This is a genomic window from Streptomyces sp. NTH33 (assembly GCF_003236365.1).
Classification (GTDB): domain Bacteria; phylum Actinomycetota; class Actinomycetes; order Streptomycetales; family Streptomycetaceae; genus Streptomyces.
Genome location: NZ_POTZ01000104.1, coordinates 1 through 17,920 on the forward strand (window position 1 = coordinate 1; position 17,920 = coordinate 17,920).

At 68.2% G+C, this 17,920-nt stretch carries 10 protein-coding genes; 6 read left to right on the forward strand and 4 right to left on the reverse strand.

The window, feature by feature from the left end:
• Positions 1-347: 347 nt before the first annotated feature.
• Positions 348-1,031, reverse strand: coding sequence for a DUF6308 family protein (locus C1I97_RS13215; RefSeq protein WP_111003405.1), 684 nt, complete (start codon positions 1,029-1,031; stop codon positions 348-350).
• Positions 1,032-1,412: 381 nt separating this feature from the next.
• Here C1I97_RS13215 and C1I97_RS13220 point away from each other — a divergent pair, with 381 nt between their 5' ends.
• The 6 genes from C1I97_RS13220 to C1I97_RS13245 all read left to right on the forward strand — a co-directional run bounded on the left by C1I97_RS13220 (position 1,413) and on the right by C1I97_RS13245 (position 13,792).
• Positions 1,413-4,322 (forward strand): type I restriction endonuclease subunit R, encoded by a 2,910-nt coding sequence (locus C1I97_RS13220; protein ID WP_111003406.1) that lies wholly within the window; start codon positions 1,413-1,415, stop codon positions 4,320-4,322.
• Positions 4,319-7,228 (forward strand): N-6 DNA methylase, encoded by a 2,910-nt coding sequence (locus C1I97_RS13225; RefSeq protein WP_111003407.1) that lies wholly within the window; start codon positions 4,319-4,321, stop codon positions 7,226-7,228. Before C1I97_RS13220 ends, C1I97_RS13225 begins: the two co-directional genes overlap by 4 nt.
• Positions 7,229-7,238: 10 nt before the next feature.
• Entirely contained in the window at positions 7,239-8,882 is a 1,644-nt protein-coding gene (locus C1I97_RS13230; RefSeq protein WP_181446707.1) for an ATP-binding protein, read from the forward strand.
• 5 nt (positions 8,883-8,887) lie between these two features.
• Positions 8,888-10,054 (forward strand): HNH endonuclease, encoded by a 1,167-nt coding sequence (locus tag C1I97_RS13235; RefSeq protein WP_111003409.1) that lies wholly within the window; start codon positions 8,888-8,890, stop codon positions 10,052-10,054.
• Between the two features lie 1,078 nt (positions 10,055-11,132).
• Positions 11,133-11,777, forward strand: a complete 645-nt coding sequence (locus tag C1I97_RS39875) for an HNH endonuclease (RefSeq protein WP_181446708.1) — start codon at positions 11,133-11,135, stop codon at positions 11,775-11,777.
• Between the two features lie 653 nt (positions 11,778-12,430).
• Positions 12,431-13,792: a HEPN domain-containing protein gene (locus C1I97_RS13245; RefSeq protein ID WP_146608210.1), complete on the forward strand. Its 1,362-nt coding sequence runs from the start codon at positions 12,431-12,433 to the stop codon at positions 13,790-13,792.
• 230 nt (positions 13,793-14,022) lie between these two features.
• Here C1I97_RS13245 and C1I97_RS13250 read toward each other — a convergent pair whose 3' ends face one another.
• From C1I97_RS13250 to C1I97_RS13260, 3 genes are all read right to left on the reverse strand, one after another.
• Positions 14,023-15,159: a tyrosine-type recombinase/integrase gene (locus C1I97_RS13250; RefSeq protein ID WP_258382554.1), complete on the reverse strand. Its 1,137-nt coding sequence runs from the start codon at positions 15,157-15,159 to the stop codon at positions 14,023-14,025.
• Between the two features lie 224 nt (positions 15,160-15,383).
• Positions 15,384-15,521: a hypothetical protein gene (locus C1I97_RS39880; protein ID WP_181446709.1), complete on the reverse strand. Its 138-nt coding sequence runs from the start codon at positions 15,519-15,521 to the stop codon at positions 15,384-15,386.
• An 806-nt stretch (positions 15,522-16,327) separates the two neighbouring features.
• Positions 16,328-17,875: a GH39 family glycosyl hydrolase gene (locus C1I97_RS13260; protein ID WP_111003413.1), complete on the reverse strand. Its 1,548-nt coding sequence runs from the start codon at positions 17,873-17,875 to the stop codon at positions 16,328-16,330.
• Between the last annotated feature and the right edge of the window lie 45 nt (positions 17,876-17,920).

Genomic DNA, 17,920 nt, shown 5'->3' on the forward strand with positions numbered 1-17,920 from the left:
GCTCGGTGATTAGACACCAACGAGCTGTTCAGGAGGCCCTGCTCGTATGCGCCGAGCACCCCGCGACCACCCAATCGAGACTCCCGTTCGATCGACAAACCCCAAGATCGGTACAACAACAGCCACTGAGGCGGCGGCCGGTCCGGCCTTGGTGATGGTCGTGAAGATCAGCGCATCACCGTCGAGCCGGTGCAAGTGGCGTTCGAACGCCCTTGGTCGTGGGCTCGCGGTCTCGATGCATTCCACATGATGCGTCATCGGAAGCACATCGAATTTGGGGGCAGTCGATCAGACTGCCAGCTCGGTGACCTCCGCCTACGCCTCCCCGCCGCACTCCACCCGAGAGCTCAGCTCGTCGGGACCTGCCCCTGCCGTCCTTGATGCATCCAGGCGATGACGTCGAACACACGCAGGACGCCGATATCCTCACCGATCCCCGCCTTGTCGCGGAGACGGGCCAACTGATCGTAGAAGGCGCCGTTGTCCGCCCGCAGGGCCGCAGCCAGCGCTGCCCAGAAGGAGTGGTCTGTCTTCGGTCGTTCAAAGAGCTGCTTGACGCGGATGTCGTAGATGGGGATGAGGTGGGGACGCTTGCGGGCCAGCAATTTGCCTGCGACAACCGGGCCGCTGCCGTCGGGCTTGCCAAGGCGCTGCTTGGTGCCAGCCAGGCGTTCCCACAATTCCCAGGCCGGTCCGCCTTCCACTATGAGCGCATCGCTTCGAGGATCCTCCAAACGTGCGTCACGAGGGATGAGCGACAGCAGGCGCGCCCAGTGCCCGTCGGGATCGGTCAGCAAGTTGATCGCGCCATGCGGCTCCAGGGACACACTGAGCGTGGTGATGGCCACCAGGTCGTTGCTGTCGAAGCAGTACGCGACGCACTCGGCGTCCCCGCCCCCGCCCAGGCGCTCGAAGCACGCGCCGGAATAAAATAGATCACCGCATGAGCGTTGTCGGGTGAAGTACTCACCCAGCAGGCTCACAGCCTTCTCGTCGTCCCAGTAGATCTCCGGGACCTTCAACTCGATCACCCGAAGCCCTCCAACTCCCAAGCCACCAGTGATGTGTCGGTGGACGGTACACCAGCTGAGACCCTGCGGTGGCTCGAGCGGACGCTGCGGCTAGCACTCACGCCTGTGCTCCACCGAATTTGGGGTGGCTTCTGGCACCTCCTCCAGGCATGGGCTTTGGTCCTGTTGGCGTCTGGGAGCTGGCAGGTAATGCCGTTTGCCGACGTTCCTATCAGCAGGACCCTCTGACCCACTGTCACCATCTCCCGCGTCTCAGGGGACCTCAATCCCTTCAGGTCATGCCCCGCGGCCCGACCTGAGGCGATAGATTTGGGGTGCTTGTTCGACGCCGTGCCACGGTCGCCGGTGACGCTGACGAAGAGTGAAGGGAACGTGGGCCGAGTGCACCAGGTGGCTGTCGAGGAAGCCCTGGCGGAGCTGGCCGCCGCTTCCGCGAACTTCGGCTTTCTGCTGCCGCTGGAGCCCCTCCTACTGGTGTACGGCGCGGGTGCTGAGGCCGACGCGCACGACCGTCCGAATCAGTCCCTCGCCCAGGCCCGGCAGTTCGCGGAGGTCCTGACCGCGGAGTCCGTCCGGCTGCTCGGTCCGGACTCCACCGACGGCCCGGTGCACCGCGCGCTGGCCGAACTGCGCCGCTCCGGCGACCCCACACCAGACGGCGAAGCCGGACCGGACGACCGGTCCTGTGCCCGACGTCTCGTACGCCACTGCTTCGACCTGGGCGTCTGGTACTTCCGGCTGCGGACCGGAGTGCGTGACGCGCTCTCCTTCGTCCCGCCGGCCGAATGGGATGACGCCCCGGTAGGCTCACCGCACCGGCAGGTCCCCGTGCGGGAGCAAGTGACTGGCTTGGCCACCCGGGTTGCCCTGCTCGACGAGTACGCCCTCATGCTGCGGCGGTCCTTCGACCGGCGTGCGCCCGCTGAGACGGCCACCCACGCGCCCCTGAAGGCACGTTCGGCCCTCCTGGAGGCGGAGTGGCGCGTCGCGGATCTGCTGACCGAGGCAGGATGGGTCGTACGGGATGATTCTGACGCGCCGCACGAGCTACTGGTGCGGGGGGTTGCGGTGCGGGGCGCGGCGCAACCGGACCAGGCAGCGGGACCAGACTACGTGCTCCGCGTCGACGGCCAGCCGGTGGGCACCGTTGAGGTGCGGCCCCGCGGCAAGGATCTGCGGGCTGCGCTGGCCCGGCCCGGTGAAGCTGACACCCCGTCGACGGCGTCCGCGGAGCAGCGGATGCCCTACACCTACGCCACCGACGGCGTCCGGGTGTTGTTTCAGAACGGGGATGACCCCGAGCCGCGCTTCCGGGAGATCTTCAGCTTCCACCAGCCGGATACCGTGGCCCGCTGGCTGCGGGAGGCCGTGGCCGATCCCCAGGCGCCGACGTTTCGGGGCCGCGTGCGCCGCCGTCTTCCGGACCTCGATGATGATGGCTGTGCCCAGAGTGTTCTACGGTCGTGGCAGTACAACGCGGTGCGGGCGTTCGAGAGCTCGCTGCGCCGGGGCGAGCGCCGGGCCATTGTCCAGATCGCCGTGGGGGGCGGCCGAGCGGTCACGGCCGTCACCGTGGCCTACCGCCTGCTGCGGCACGCCCGGGCCCGCCGAATTCTCTTCCTAGTTGACCGGGTGGACCTCGAAAGGCAGGCGCTGGCGACCTTCGCGGCGTACTCGGGTCCTGGCGAAGACGGCCGGAAGTTCACCGAGTCGTATCGGGTAGAGCGGCTGAGCTCGGACGTCGTGCCATCCCAGGAGGTCGTTGTGAGCACCGTGCAGCGGCTTCACAACGTCCTGTCCGGGGGCAAACCGGCGTCCGGAGTCCGCTACCGCCCCGATCTACCCCCCGAATTCTTCGACCTCATTATCGCCGACGACTGTCACCGGTCCGTCTCCTCCCGATGGCGCGCGCTGTTCGATTACTTCGACGCGCCGGTGCTCGGCCTGACGGCTACCCCGACGGACCAGGCGCTAAAGGTCTTCCAGGGCAATCTGGTCAGCTCCTACACCTTCGCGGACGCCGTCGCCGACGGCCGAGCCGTGGACATCACCATCTACCGCATTGGCCGCCTCGACACGCGACCGGAGTGGGCTGCCGACACCCTGGAGGAGTTGGACCTCGATGCGAAGGAGACCCTCGGTCACCGTCGCTCCGTGGTGAGCGGCCAAGCGCTCCACTCCGCGCTGACGGCGTTCAAGGAGGGGCTGCCGTCGATGTTCCCCGAGCGGGCGAGGCCCGGTAGCGGGGACGTGTCGCTGCCCAAGACCGTCGTCTATGCGGCCGACGACCAGCATGCGGACGAGGTGGTCGACGCGGTACGCGCGGTCTTCGGGCAGGGGCCTGGCTTCTGCCAGAAGGTGACACTCAAAGGCGGATCACCGTACCGGCTGCTCTCGCAGTTCCGTAACACCGCCGAACCGCGAGTCATCGTCGTGGTGGACCTGCTTACCGGGACGGACATCGCCCCCGTCGAATGTCTCCTGTTCCTGCGGGACGTCAGGTCCTCATATCGGTACTTCCAGATGCTCGCGGTCGGGACGCGCCCCATCGCGTCGGCGGCACTGAGGGCGGTCACCCCCGGCGCGTCGGCCAAGACCCGGTGCGTGGTCGTGGATCCGGTCGGCGTCGCGCGGCACCATTCTGGTTGGCCTTCCACAACTCGGAAGCGGAGGCGGGGTCGAGGGAAGGACGCGGACGAGGCCCCGGCCCCGGCCGCCGCCGCAACAGTTGACGACGCAGAAATCATGGAGCGTTGGCGGTCCTTCCTGCGGGCGGGCAATGACCCGGCGCGGGAGCTGATCACCGGCACAGGGGGCCTGTCCGAGGAGGACGTCCGCAGGCTGCACTCGTGGGCCGAGTCTCTGGCGCGGCCGCCCCACGGCCTGACGGCGGAGCGGATCTGGAGCGCGTACGAACGCGCCGGTGTCACTGTGTCGGATCCCCGTCGGCCGCGGGTACCGAAGGGGCCCGTGGACCTCCTTGCCCTCGTCCGGCACGAAGCGGGCCTGGAGCCGCGCCCGCGCCCCTACCGCGACCAGGTCTTCGACCGGCTCGACGCGTGGATCGACCACCAGGAGCGCGGGGGGCGGTCCTTCGACTCCGACCAGGTCTGGTGGATGGAGCACATCGCGGACGGCACGGCGGCCGGCGGACACTTCGCCGCCGCGTCTCTCGACGCCGTTCCCTTCACCCTCAGGGGCGGCACGTCGGGTTTCCTGCGCGCCTTCGGGGAGCACGGTGAGCAGGGTGCGGTCCGCCTGCTGGACGAGCTGCGGAGTGTGCTGGCGTGAGGGCGGGACTGCCGTCCGGCTGGACCGAGGTTCCGCTGGGCGCGCTGTTGCGCGAGCCGCTGGCGGCGGGCCGGTCCGGTCAGGCCGTCCCGGGAGGGGTGCCCGTCCTGCGCCTGCCCGCGCTGCGGTCTGCGACGGCCGACCTCGCCGAGTCCCGAGAAGGTCCGTGGGCGTCGGCAGCGGAAGCGGAAGCGGCCGGCCATCTGATCCGGCCGGGCGACATCCTGATGAGTCGCAATGGCGGGCCGGGGGCGCGGATCGGGCGGGCCGCCCTGGTCCGCGAGACCACCGGGCCCACGACGTACCCCGGCACCATGGTGCGGGTGAGGGTTGACGAGCGGCTGATCGATCCCGAGTACCTGGTGTTGGCGTGGGAGTCCCGTGCCGTACGGCGCCAGATCGAGTCGTCCGTGCGTCAGGGCGCCGGCATGGGGCACATCGCGGCACGGGATCTGGAACGGGTTCGGCTGCCGCTGCCCCCACGGTCAGAGCAGGAGCGGATCAAGACCTCTCTCGCCTTCTGGTTCGCCCGGGTCGACGAGGAGGAAGCCGCCGTCCGTGACATCCTGCGGCGGGTGGAAGACCTCCGCGCCCTCGTGATCGACCGGGGCGTCCTCGGCCGCACCACGAACGGGCCGCACGCGGACCCGGAGTCTTCCGCAGGCGCCCACCGCGCTCCCCTGCCCGCCGTCCCCGAGGGATGGCGATGGGTCACCCTCGGCGAGCTGGCCGAAGTCGTACGCGGGCCCGTGGCGAACAGCCGGCGTGCCGACGACCCGCACGAGGTCGAGGTGGGCTCCCTGCGCCCGGCCGAGCTCCGGGGCGAGCAATGGGCACACGAGCGGATACCGACGGTGCGGCTGGACGCCCGTAGAGCGGAGGCGAACCGGCTGAGCCCCGGAGACATCCTTTATGTGCTGAGCGGACAGCCCGACAGCCTCGGCCTCGCCCGGGTGTGGGAACAGGACTCCTCCCAACGCACTTACGTACCGAACCACCACGTGGCACGGGTCCGTATGACCGGGGACGTCCTGCACCCCCGGCTGCTCGCCCTGTACGCGAGCGGGCCCGGCCGAAGCTGGCTACGGGACGCCGCACGGAGCACAGCCGGCCTAGCCTCCCTGGGCCTCGACCAGCTGCGGCAGATCCCCGTCCCCGTGCCTCCACTCGCCGAACAGGGCACGCTCCTCGCCTCCTTGGAGGCGTGGAACAGCGGACTCACCTCCGTTACGGCCTTGGCCGAGGAAGCCCTGGCGATGGCGGACCGGCTGCGCGACGGCTGCCGGGAGCAGGCCCTCGCGGGCAGGCTGCCCCACGGCGCAGCGCCGAGCAGCGAGAACGACGTACGACTCAAGGGAGCAGTGACCGTGCCGCCGACGACGCCCACCCGACGGCCTGTCAACCGACCTTCCGAGGTGGAGCGCCAGGCCGAGCACCTCTGGTCCTTCTTCCCGCCACTGAGCGACGACGGCCTAACAGCCCTGGAGTACGGCGAGCAGGTGACATACCTGCTCTTCCTCAAGGTGGCGCAGGAGTCGCGGCACCGGCCCCTCAACCGCGTCGACGTCCTGGGGCGCGACGCCTGGGACGAGCTCGCGCTGCACGAGGGCACGGAACTGATCCAGCACTATGGCGCCCTCCTGGCGGAGCTCGGCGAGCGCGGCGGCGTAGTCGGCCGCATCTTCCACAAGGCCCAGAACCGCCTCCGCCGCCCGCTGCACCTCCAGAACCTGATCCAACAGGTCGAGGAGGGGCTCCCGTGGTGGGACGAACGGCCGGAGTGGCGCGCCCCGGTCTTCGACGCGTTCCTCGCCCGGTGCGCTCAAGACCACCGGACCGCCGCAGGCCAGTACTTCACCCACCGGGAGCTGGTCGACGCCATCGTCGCGTGCTGCCGTCCGACCGTCGAGGACACGATCGTGGACCCGGCCGCAGGCACTGGGGGATTTCTGGTGCGGTCCTTCGAGCACATCGCCCGACACCTCCCGCCGGGCATCCCGCCCGCCCAGCGGGAACAGCTGTCCCACGGCGCGATCCGCGGGACGGAACTGGTGGACGCGGCGGCGCGCCTCGCCACCATGAACCTGTTCTTGCACGGCGTCGAGCGCCTCGACGGCAACCCGGCGGCCATCGAGGTGCGGGACTCCCTCACCGTGAGCCCTCGCCGCCAGGCCACCCTCGTCCTCGCCGATCCGCCACTGGGGCAGCGACGCTGGGTGCCCCCGTCCACCGGCGCGCCCGACCTCCATGGCGCTGAGGAGCTCGCCCTCGCCCGGCCGGACTTCTGGGAGGCCACCAGCCACCAGCAGCTCAACTTCATCCAGCACGTCTACACCCTGCTGGAGATCGGCGGCCGGGCCGCTGTCGTCGTGCCGGACGGCGTCCTCTTCATGAAGGGCGCCGGGGAACGGGTACGGAGACAGTTACTGAAACAGTGCGACGTGCACACCCTGCTCCGCCTCCCCATCGGGTTCTCCGGAGGCTCCTCGGGGGTAAAGCTCAACGTCCTGTTCTTCGAGAAGGCCGCGGCCCACCCCGACGGATCGCCGGCAACCCGCCACCTCTGGGTATACGACGCGCGGACCGGACACACGGTCGTCGCCGATTCCCCGGAAGGCTCCGGTCTCGACGCATTCGTCGCTGCCTACCGGCCCGGGCACCCGCCCGACTCCCGGGCCGCGTCGAGGGTCTTCAAGCCCTACTCCGTCGACGCGCTCCTCGCCAGACCCGACGTCAACCTCGACCTCGGCGCCGACCTGGGCGAGGAGGAGCCGGGAGACACTCCAGAGCCGCATCTGATTGCCCAGCAGATCTCCGGGCGGCTGGAGGACGCCTGGCGACGGTTCGCCAGGCTTGCGGAGGAGCTCACGCCGCCGCGCGATGCCCGTACGTTCCAGTCCGGCTGAGGGGGATCCGATGCAGCTGCTGCAGCTGAGGCTGCCCGACTACCGCGGCCTGCGGGACTTCACCCTCGACCTGGAGAGCGCCGTCGACAAGGGGCAGGCCATTGCCGTACTGATCGGTCCCAACGGAGGCGGGAAGTCCCGGATCCTGCACGCGCTCGCGGAGCTCTTCGGGGCTCTCTACCGCTGCGCCCTCGGCCATTCGGGCCGTACGGGCTTCGGATACGAGGTGCGCTACCAGCTCCGCGACACGACCGTCGAGATCGTGCAGCCGTCCGCCGAGGCAGATCCGGTCATGTGGGTGACGGACGCCGCCGGGTCGCGCAACGAGACACCGCGTCACGACTGGCTCCGCCACCTTCCCGACCACGTCTTCGGGTATCAGGTACACGGCCGGGTCCCACAGGGCTCCGAGTTCGAGCGCCACGTGCACTTCGCCGAGGCGGAGCTGGCGAAGTGGCGCGAGCAGTGGACCGAGTCCTGGTTTGCCTGGCAGGACCGGCCGGAGAACGAGGAGGGGGTGTGGTCGGAGCAGCTAGAGCTGCCGATCACGTGCCCGCTGTACGCCCCGGGATTCCTGTGCACGCCCGACTGGCTCCCCCTGGTTCTGCTCTCCCTGGCCGGCCAGTGGGCGGACGTCTTCGGCGACTACCTCAGGGAGCAGGCCAGGGTGGACGGGGTGGTGTCCGCCACGCTGCACCTGCGCGCCCCCGCGTCGGTAAGGGAGGATCTGTCGGCCCTGCCGTACTGGGGGCTGGGCGGGCCGCCGCGCGCCCTGTTCGCCGAGGCGGCAGCATCCGGCCGCTTCGGACCGGTGCCGGAATCGGACCCGCTGTACAGCGCAGGCACCCCCGACGACGGGTTCGCCCTCACCATGAGCAGCCCCGAGGACGTGCTCGCCTTCCGTAACCTCTTCGACAGCGACCTGTCGATGTTCGGGCTCCTTTCCACTCTTCAGATGGCCAGCTACCTGACGGTCGATGTGCGCGTCCGCAAGGCGGATGGCGCCGTCGTCCGGGCGGACCAACTGAGCTCCGGCGAACAGCAGATCCTTACCGTTCTCGGTCTTCTGCGACTCCAGCGAGGCCAGGAGTCACTCTTCCTCCTCGACGAACCCGACGCGCACTTCCATCCCGAGTGGAGCCGACGCTGGTATTCGTCAGTCCAGAGCATGCTCGGCGATGGACAGCGCTCACAGTTCATCGCCGCCACCCACGAGCCCCTCCTCGTCTCGAACATGCTGCGACAGCAGATCCGGTTAATCGACACGGACGCCGACGGACGGACCACAGCGCTCGTCCCGGACACCAGCCCACGAGGCCAAGGAGCCGGCGGGCTGCTCACCTCGGACCTATTCCGCCTCCGAAGCCAACTCGACGAACACACCCAGGACCTGATCGACACCCAGTACCGCCTCATTCCTGTAGCCGAGGGCGACCCCAGGGCGCGCCGAAAACTCCAGGAGGTCACCGACCAGCTCGACGGACTAGGGTTCGCCACTGGGCGCCGCGATAAGGTGCTCTCCTCCTTCCTGGCGGAACTGCACCGGCGACGCACGGAACTCATCGAACGGGCCCGAAACGGAACTGTGACGGGCGAGGAGCTGGAAGCGACCGCACGCGTCCTCTTCGACGAGCGCTTCTCCCGGGGGGTCTGATCCCGGTGCGCCACGTAGACAACACCGGACTCACCGCTCCACAGCAGTGGGCGGACAGAGCCGCCAAGGAACTCGAGAAGCTCCACGATGACGCGAAGGATGCAGACAAGGAGCTCTCCTTCCGCGAGATGTGGCGGGAGGACGCGATCCGCGACCGGCTGATCGCCCTCATGGACAAATGCTGGTATTGCGAGACCAGGGACAATCGGTCGCCTTACCACGTCGACCACTACCGGCCGAAGTCCGCCGTCGCCGGCGAGGCCAAGCACCGGGGGTACTGGTGGCTCGCCTATGACCCCGCCAATTACCGCCTCGCCTGCCACCATTGCAACAGCGGCGGTGCCCGCTACGGCAATCAAAGCGCCGGGCCGGGCAAGGGAGCCCGCTTCCCTTTACTCGGGCAACGCGCGTCGGTGGGCGAAAGCCTGGAGGGCGAACTGCCGGTGCTCCTTGATCCCGTGCTGGCCGAGGACGCCGATCTCGTCGGATTCGACAGCCGGGGCTACGCCCGGCGCAGGCTCGAAAAGCCCTACTCCGACGACGAGGTGGCCTGGGATCTCTGCCGGGTGGACGAGACCATACGGATACTCGCTCTCAATGCCGACCGGCTCATTGAGACAAGGTCCACCTTGATCGAAAAGGTGGACCAACTCGTCGAGCTATACCTCGTCCGCAGAGACGACGCCGTTGTGGCGCGGTACGCCCGCAAGGAGATCGACGACCTGACCCGGACGACCGCGGAGTGGAGCGCCGCGGCAGCGGCAGCGGAACGCTTGGCGCTCCTCGCCTACGGCCGCTCGGGAGATGAGGTGCCCCCTCAGGGAGGGGCGGGGGGCGATATGGCCGAACGCGCGAGCGACGGAACCGAGCCTGCGGCGGCCATGGCGACGGCTCATCGCGTCGACCTACGGACCCTGGTGGCCGCCTTGCCCCCCGAGGCGTTCTCCACAGGTGGGATCGCGCTGACAGGCCGGGGGAAACGGGGCCCGGCCAGGGCAACGCTGCGAAAGGACGGCATCATCGAGTGCTTCCAGCAGCCCTTGGCCACGCCCACGTCCGCGGCACGGATGGCGACCGGCGACGAGAAGGTGGATGGATGGACCTTCTGGTCGTTGACGGTGGACGGCACGACCAGGACGCTATCCGACCTGCGCGACTTCCTGATCACCTAAGACGGCTGACGGGCACCGCCCGGCACCACGCTCTTCCACACAGCTTGACCAGCCCAACACCGTCAAACGAACCTCACCCATCGGAAATAGATCGACCATCACGGCGCCCACTCCCCTCAAACTGACTCAACGGCCCCCAAGTCGCTGTCTGGCAGCGTCCGCGTCCATCGCACCGCCTCCTCCCTCAGTCGTTGTCAGAGGTATGGGACAAGATCAGCCCACTAGACAACGCGCACGACGACAAGGAAGCGCCTTGGACGACGAAGTCGTCCTGCGAGGACCGCTCGGGGAAATGGCCACAGCCGAAGCCGCCCCTGCAGGGTTGAACCCGGCAGACCTCTATGCGGGCGCGATCAGCTGGTGGTCCGCAGCCATCTCCCCCGCAGTCTCGATCGTCTCCTGGCCCAGTGCCCCACTGACGGTCTGGATGTCACACGTACATGACGACGCGTCCTACGGGTCCCGGCTCGTCGATGCCCTTCGCCGTCTCCTCGGAGGCTCTGCTCCGCTGGCGACCCACCATGATGTGACGAACGGACGGATGTATAGCGCAGCAGTGCATTCCACCCGCCGGGCAGAGCACGCCGGTACGGGCACCTCAGCGCTTCTCCTGACCGGTTCTCCGTTCACGGCTGGCCCCGGCAGTTCGTGGAGAAGTCCTCTCCTAGAGAGCCATACGCGCATGGCGTGGGACGGTCGGCACATCATTCCCACGCGGGGCCTCAGACGCCACCGATCCGCCGAGAGATCCGCTCCACCACACGTCGGCGCCCTGTGGACTCCCTCCCTCAAGGCGTGGCGTGGCTTTCTGTCCACGGATGCAGCCATCTGGTCGCGTGTCCTGCACCTTGCCCAGCGCAGCGCACCTGCCCCGCTGGCGAGAGCGTCGTCGGACCGTTGGCAGCACACCCTGGCAGAGGCATACCGGTGGGCCTTCCACACCCGGCCGTGCCTGACCTACACCCCTCGCGCAGGAGAACTGCTGGACGCGGTCTGTGAGGCGGAGGACAGGTGGGACACGGCTCTACCCGAAAAGCACGATGGTTTCTTCCTCCGGGTTGGCGATCACGTCTCCCGCATGGCCGGCGCACTCGCTGCGGCCGAACGCACCGCCCTCCACGGAACCCACATCAAGGCCGCATGGTCACTCGCCCGCCGCGCTGTGAAGGACACCTGCCGTCTTGTCTCCATGGACCGTGACATGGTGCATCAGATCGTCGAGTACGTGGATGACGCCATGCGCCGCGTATCGACGTCAGAAGGCCAAGCCTCTCCCGTCCTCTCGAACACCCCCGAAGGGCAAACTTATGGCGAATACGCCCACGGAAATCGTTCGCCAAGCGGCATCAATGCCGTCCGCAAGCTCAAGCAGTGGTACCAGGACTCCTGCCAGATATGCGCCACCACCCTGGTCCTGCCCTCACCCCGCCACCGCTACAGCGAAGCGGCTCACATCCGGGCCAAAGAGGACGGCGGACCCGACCTCACCGAGAACTTGCTGTGCCTCTGCCCGAACTGCCACGTCCGCTTTGACGGCGGAGCACTCGTCCTGACCGACGACCTCACGGTCGTCGACACCGTCAAGGACCGCCTGGGAGCCAAGCTCAGGCGCCATCAGTGGCACTACATCAATCCCGACCACGTTCGCCACCACCGCCACCACTGGATCAGCCGCAATCCCGCACCCCTCACGGCTCTGCCCTCGGAACGGCAGAGCAACTGAGCCCGCGGTCAGGCCCCCCAAGATCCGGACCATATCTGGGCCAACGATTGCCCGTCTCCCTTCACACAACACATTGGCACTGGTCAGAACCATCCAGACGGTCAGCGCCGTCTGTTCCACGAACTGCTCACAGCGCGGCAGCGCTCCCCTCGCCCGGGCCCCCGAACACACTCTGATCCGCCCCGTCCTACATCTGTGTTGATCAATGGGGCCTTGCCGATTCCGGCGGGCGCGCTGACAGCGATCGGTGGCACCACGCGGCTACCGCGGAGTGGCGTGACTACCCGGTCCGTCGCGAGGTGCTGCTGATCCCGGCGCTGTTTCGGGACCCGGATGCTCAGCGCACCCGGTACTGATGGCGACGATGCGCCCTGGAGGCCACAAAGCGGCCACGGTGGAGTCGCCGGTGCTGCCCGGCGACGCTCGGCACGGGACTGACTTCCGCCGACTCTGCTCGACCCCACATCCAGCGACTGACCAGCGCACGGTGCGCTGAGCGTACGGTGGGTGGACGCTGGCATGAGGCACACGACTGGAGTCGGTTCACTCATGTCGGCCAACAAGTCTCGGTGCTGCTGCGGGTAGCCCTCCCGATAGTCACTGGCGCTCAATTTGCCTCGCCGCTGCGGCGTTCATATCTCTAGCGTGGGTCCATGAATGAGCACGAACCGGTACGCGGTGTTCTGCAGGCGTGGCTGGACGATCTCCGTCAGCAGCCGCCCCGAGAGTGGTCCGTCACAGAGCTGAGCAGACGTCCAGCTTGGGACCAGGTCCGTACGGTGGTGGCTGGCCTCGCGCCGGTCTCCCGGCGCCCGGACCTGTACGGCAAGGACGGGTCAGCGCTCGACGATGAGGTCCTGATCACCATGACCGGCCTGGAGCAAGTGGCCGAGGCCGCTGCCACCGGGACCCTCGTGAGCCTGGACGACCTGACGGCGGACTTCACAGCCTTCTGCACGGCTGCGGCGCCCGAGGCACAGACCTGGATCCTGCTGGACATCGACCTTCCACGAGGGACAGACCTGACGCTGGGGGAATATCGGCTGCAGACCGTTAGCGCCACGAGTCTCGCTCAGCTGATGCCCCTGCCGTCCATGCACCGCTTCATCCGCAACCCGGACCTCGATCCCGACACGCTCGGCGGATCGGCCTTCCTGCAGCAGAGCCTGCCCGGCCAGGCCCTCGCGCGTGGTCGCTCCTGGCTGCCGGACCTTGATCAGCGCCCCGAGCGTCGGCACCTTGACCCACTGCTGGTCCTGCAGCTGTGGAACCCCGAGGAGAGTGTGCACCCCGAGGCGTACTTCCGCGTCGAGCCCGGACGCCACAGCGAGCTCCGTACTGGCTCGCCACACATCGAGCCGTACTTCGACCACACCGGCGAGGAAGTGGGCGAGATGCACCGCGCGTTCGGTTATCACGTTCCACCATCTGCGGTGCCCGGCTTCACCGCATTTCTGCACGAAGTCCACGGCATGATCAGCACGGTGCGGTCCCGCACCGTCAAGGACGGACGGTCTGCCCCGACTGCCAGAGCACTGGCCAGCGCGGCCAACCGCCTGGTGCGGGCCGCGCAGCGCACCATGGGAGGCACCTACGTTGATGAGTCTGAAGCAGATGACGTGCTGCTCGACTACGTGATCGCCATGGAGGCCGTCGCGGCCGCCGACGGCAGCGGCGACAGCCGGCGCCGGACCAGCCAGCGGTCGGCCGCGCTGTGGACCCGGGACGAGGACCGCCTAGCCGTGTACAAAACGATCAAGCGCGCCTACGCGCGTCGCTCCCGGTACGCCCATGGAGAAGATCAGACGCCCATCACTGACGAGGAGCTGTTCACCGTCCGGTGCACGGCCTTCGGCGTGTTCCTGCGCTGGCTCGCCCTTACCTCCGCTTTGGGCGAGGAAGTACTGCAGCACCTCGACGCGTCGCTGCTCTCGCACCAAGAGCGCTGCCGCATCACGAGAGTGCTGGACGCCTTCTTCACAGCGACCCCGCCAGCCACGACACCCGGGGCATGATTGTGAAGCCCATCGCTCCTGACGGCAGGCAGGCGACGTCGACGAGCTTGGCACCTACCCCGAGGAGCAGGCCCGGTTCCTGGCTGTGGACAGAAACCTGAGGCCGGAACATCTCGCTGGTCGCAGTCCTCAACGAGTGGCTGTGACCAGCACCTTCACACGTCCTTGCAGATCACCCAGCCCTGGACGAGCCGGCCGAGCCGGTGTTGCGGATCTTCGCAAGGCTGGGATCAAGCCGCCTCCCAAAGGCTGGCATCCAAAATGCGGGCCGCCTTGGTGATGCTCCCAGGCATCAGGTGCCGGTAGGTCCGATACGTCTCCTCAATGGACTTGTGCCCCATCCATTCCGCCACATCGGTGATCGGTATCCCGTGGCCGAGCGCGTTCGAGGCAAAGTAGTGCCGGAAGCCGTACATGCCGACACCGTCCTCCGCGGGGAGGTCCTTGAAGAGCCTCTGCACACGGCGGCGCTCCATCGGCTCCGTGTAATAGCCGCTCGGACCGCGCAGCAGATAGCCCTCCTGCGTGGTGCCGTACTTCTCCTCGAACCGCTCCATCGCCTCCCGCACCGAGCGCGGCAGGGGGACCTCCCGGAACTCCCCCGCCTTGCGGTGCTTCAGCTTCGCCGGCTTGTGCGTGTTGGAGTGGATCTGCTCATGCACCCGGTAGACGTCGTCCGCCACGACGTTATTGACGTTCACCGCCCGGGCCTCCCCGTTGCGCAAGCCGCAGCCCACCATCATGACGATCTCCAGCGCAAGATCTTCATCAGCGGCAGTCAGCACCTTCTTCACGTAGGCGAGGGACGGGATGACCACCTTCTGGCGGACGTACTCCGGCTCCTGGACCCCCTTCACCGGGTCATCCGCCATGGCCCCCTTGCCATAAGCGTCCCGCAGGATGGCCTTCAGGGTGCGGAAGATGTTCACCTGGTTTCCGCGGCCCACCCCCTCGGCCTCCAACTCGTCCAGGAAGCGCTCGACCACGATCGGCGTGACCGAGTTCAGCTTCCGTGACCCGAGACGGGGGACGATGTGCACGTTGATGGAGCTGTCCACATGCCAGCCCGTGGAGTACTCCGTCATCCTCCGCTGCCGCGGCCGCCACTGCTTCGCGTATTCCGCGACCATCTGCTGACCGAGTTCACGGCGGGCCTCGGCAACGGACGGCGCGGTCTTCTTTTTCTCCGCGTAGATCTGCGTGAGGCGCTCGATCGCGTCGTCCTGCGTGTCGTAGCCGGTCTCTTCACGCTGCTTTCCGAGAGCGTCCCGGAACCGGATCGTGTACGGGTGCGGGCAGCGAGTCGGCCTAGAACAACCGCACTCCTTGAAGAAGGACCCCATGCCACGGGCGAGCTGTCGAGCCACGCATCAAGCCTTCCGAGCAGGGCGCCGGGCGGCACAGCAGGCCCCGGACGGGTGCAGGTCAGCAAGCCGGACACCGTCCAGCCTGATGCTGACCTTTTGCTGACCCGGAGACGGCGATCAGGGCCCTGACCTGCGGAAACACCCAAACGCTAGATCTTGGACTTGATCAAAGTTCGCAGCACTTTAGGCTCCTGGAAGACGGCTCCCCGCCAGCTTTCTGCAGGTCAGGGGCGTCCTTCACTGTACATCGGCATATCTTCGACGCGAAGACTTCCCAGAACATCGTGCGCCGTGGCGAGCAGGCTTCTCACCTGCGCGATCTGCGCGAAGCAGGCTGCCGCGAAGCCGTCGACCGGGAGCATGTACGGAAGACTGCCCCGGTCCAATGCTGATTGGATGCTGACATACCTGGTGATCCGTCAGGTATGTCGAGAAGTCCAGAGCAAGGTGCGAACTGGGGTCAGTGGCGATGCTCTTGTACGTCGCCCCGGGCGTGGACTCGTACAAGGCCACAGCATCGGCCTTGAACTCGTCCGAGTAGTCCTTCATCGCCATCGGCGATGTTCTCGCTTCCTCCGGATCAAGCAGATCCAGTATCAGCGTGTCCACCACTCAGGGGGAGGCTCCGGGATCACTCATGGGTGGTTCAGGCAGCCAGTCGCGGGTCGGGTCGTACTCCAGCCATCGGCTTCGCCCTGCTTCCTCAGCGCAGGCGGCGGCGAGGCCGTTCAGCCTTGGGTGTCCGTTTCCGGTGCACCACAGCAGCGACCAGGCGTACAGCGGCGTGGGATCGACCAGGGGGACGGAGCGCAACCCCGGGACCTCCGGCAGTGGCACATCAGCGGGCACCAGCGAGAAGCTTCGTGACTCGCCCGCCGCCTCGGTCAGGAAGTGGGCGAGCCCCGGATCGACGCTCGTGGCCGTGTTCCGGATGCCGAACCGGTCGGCGAACCGGTGGAGGAAGTCGAGCCGGTCCAGTGCACCGGGTGCCCGCAGCGTGCTGCCGCGCCTGTCCTCGTCACTGGGCCTCGATGCCCAGGCCGGTTCCGCCAGGGCCTGCCGGCAGGGTGTTGACGTGGACGAGCATGGACCGGAGCAGGTGCAGGGCGAGCATCGTGGTCTCGGCGTGCTCCCGGCCGTGCGAGCGGGCCGGTGGGCGGCGGGGCGCTCACGACCGGTTCACGGAGGCGTCGACGTCCTCGCCGCCGAGGCCGAACAGCCGGTCGTCGCTCCACCACTCCGGCGTCTCGTCGACGACCGGGGTGAGCTCCAGCAGCGTCACCTCGTTGCGGCCCAGGACGAGGTCCACGTCGGCGCGCCCGTCGGCGACGGGCACGCTCCGGTGCGAGCGGGCGGGTTCGGCGGCCTCACGGAGAGCGTCGAGCCGGCGGTTGCCGGGCGCGAGCGGCCGCCCCATCTCGCACCAGGCGGCCCAGGGGTTGCCGGCGTCCTCGCTCACGGAGCGGCGGCGAGCGAAGGCGGAGCCCTGCGCGTCCGGGGCGCCGACGGGCAGGGACAGCCGGACGGTGTGGCCGTCGACGGGATCGCCGCCGGCCGGGTCGGTCGGCGCCCAGGCCAGCACGGTGACGCGTCCGTCGCCGTGCCGCGTCACCAGGTGGTCCTCGCCTCGCGCGAGCACCTGCTCGCCCATCTCGGCCATGAACGTGTACAGGTGGTAGGTGGGCTTCTTTATCTGACGGTACGCCAGTAAGCCGAAGCCGCCGTGGAACGGCGCGGTGGGGATGCCCACCTCCTCGAACACGTCGCTGAACGTCCAGTACGAGAAGGAGTCCGCGAGGTCACCCCCGTTCACCAGCACCGGCGCAAGATACGCCGCATGGAACGCGGTGTCGTGGACCGGGTTGTCCGGCCGGTACGAGGAGTTGAACTCGGTGATGTGGAGCGGCAGATCCGCGAGCCCGGTGCCCGCCAGCTGCCGCCGTGGGGCACCGAACTGCTCCAGCAGCGCCGACGCCGGCATGAGCGTCTGGTGAGCGCCGAACGGCACGGGCTGGACGGGGCCGGAGGAGTAGGCGTGACGGCTCACGAAGTCGATCGGCAGGTCGCGGGCCTCGACGAACTCGGCGAAGCGCTGGATCCACCCGTCCTCGTAACCCGGCGCCAGTGAGGGGCCGCCGACCTGGAGTTCGGCGTCGACCTCCTTGACGGCCAGCGAGGTCACCTCGTAGAGGCGGTGGTAGGCGTTCTGGTCCGCGGACCAGAACGGCGCCAGGTTGGGCTCGTTCCACACCTCGATCGGCCACCGGCGCACCTGGTCGGTGCCGTAGCGGTCGACCAGGTGCCCGATGACGGCGCGAACGAGGTCCGCCCACTCCTTCTCGTCGCGAGGAGGAGTGACGTTGCCCTTCCACCAGAACACGGTGTCGTCGCCGGAGGCGAGCCCGGACAGCATGAAGCCGAGTTCGAGGAAGGGCGCGATGCCCATCCCCAGGTAGGCGTCCACGACCTGGTCGACGTACGTGAAGGCGTGGCGCACGCGCCGCTCGCCGGCGTAGTCGTAGGGGCGGTGGACGCCCATCCCGTCACTGAGCAGGCCGTGCCCCCGGATGTGCCGGAAACCGATCTCCCGCTGAACGAGGTCGAGCGACTCCTGGTAGTCGCGCCGCAGCGCGAGGTCGAACCTGCCCGTGCCGACGCAGTGGCGCCAGGCGTCGGAGAGCCGGGCTGTCGGCTGCCGGGGGACGACGATCCGCATGGTGGGGTTCCTTTGCCGCGGTGCGGTGTGGGGCGAGACCCGCCC

What these genes read in the sequence shown, in the direction of transcription:
- C1I97_RS39880 (WP_181446709.1), bottom strand. Translation starts at nt 15,521, where the DNA reads ATGCTCCCGGTCGACGGCTTCGCGGCAGCCTGCTTCGCGCAGATCGCG.
- C1I97_RS13245 (WP_146608210.1), top strand. Translation starts at nt 12,431, where the DNA reads ATGAATGAGCACGAACCGGTACGCGGTGTTCTGCAGGCGTGGCTGGAC.
- C1I97_RS13230 (WP_181446707.1), top strand. Translation starts at nt 7,239, where the DNA reads ATGCAGCTGCTGCAGCTGAGGCTGCCCGACTACCGCGGCCTGCGGGAC.
- C1I97_RS13260 (WP_111003413.1), bottom strand. Translation starts at nt 17,875, where the DNA reads ATGCGGATCGTCGTCCCCCGGCAGCCGACAGCCCGGCTCTCCGACGCC.
- C1I97_RS39875 (WP_181446708.1), top strand. Translation starts at nt 11,133, where the DNA reads ATGGCCGGCGCACTCGCTGCGGCCGAACGCACCGCCCTCCACGGAACC.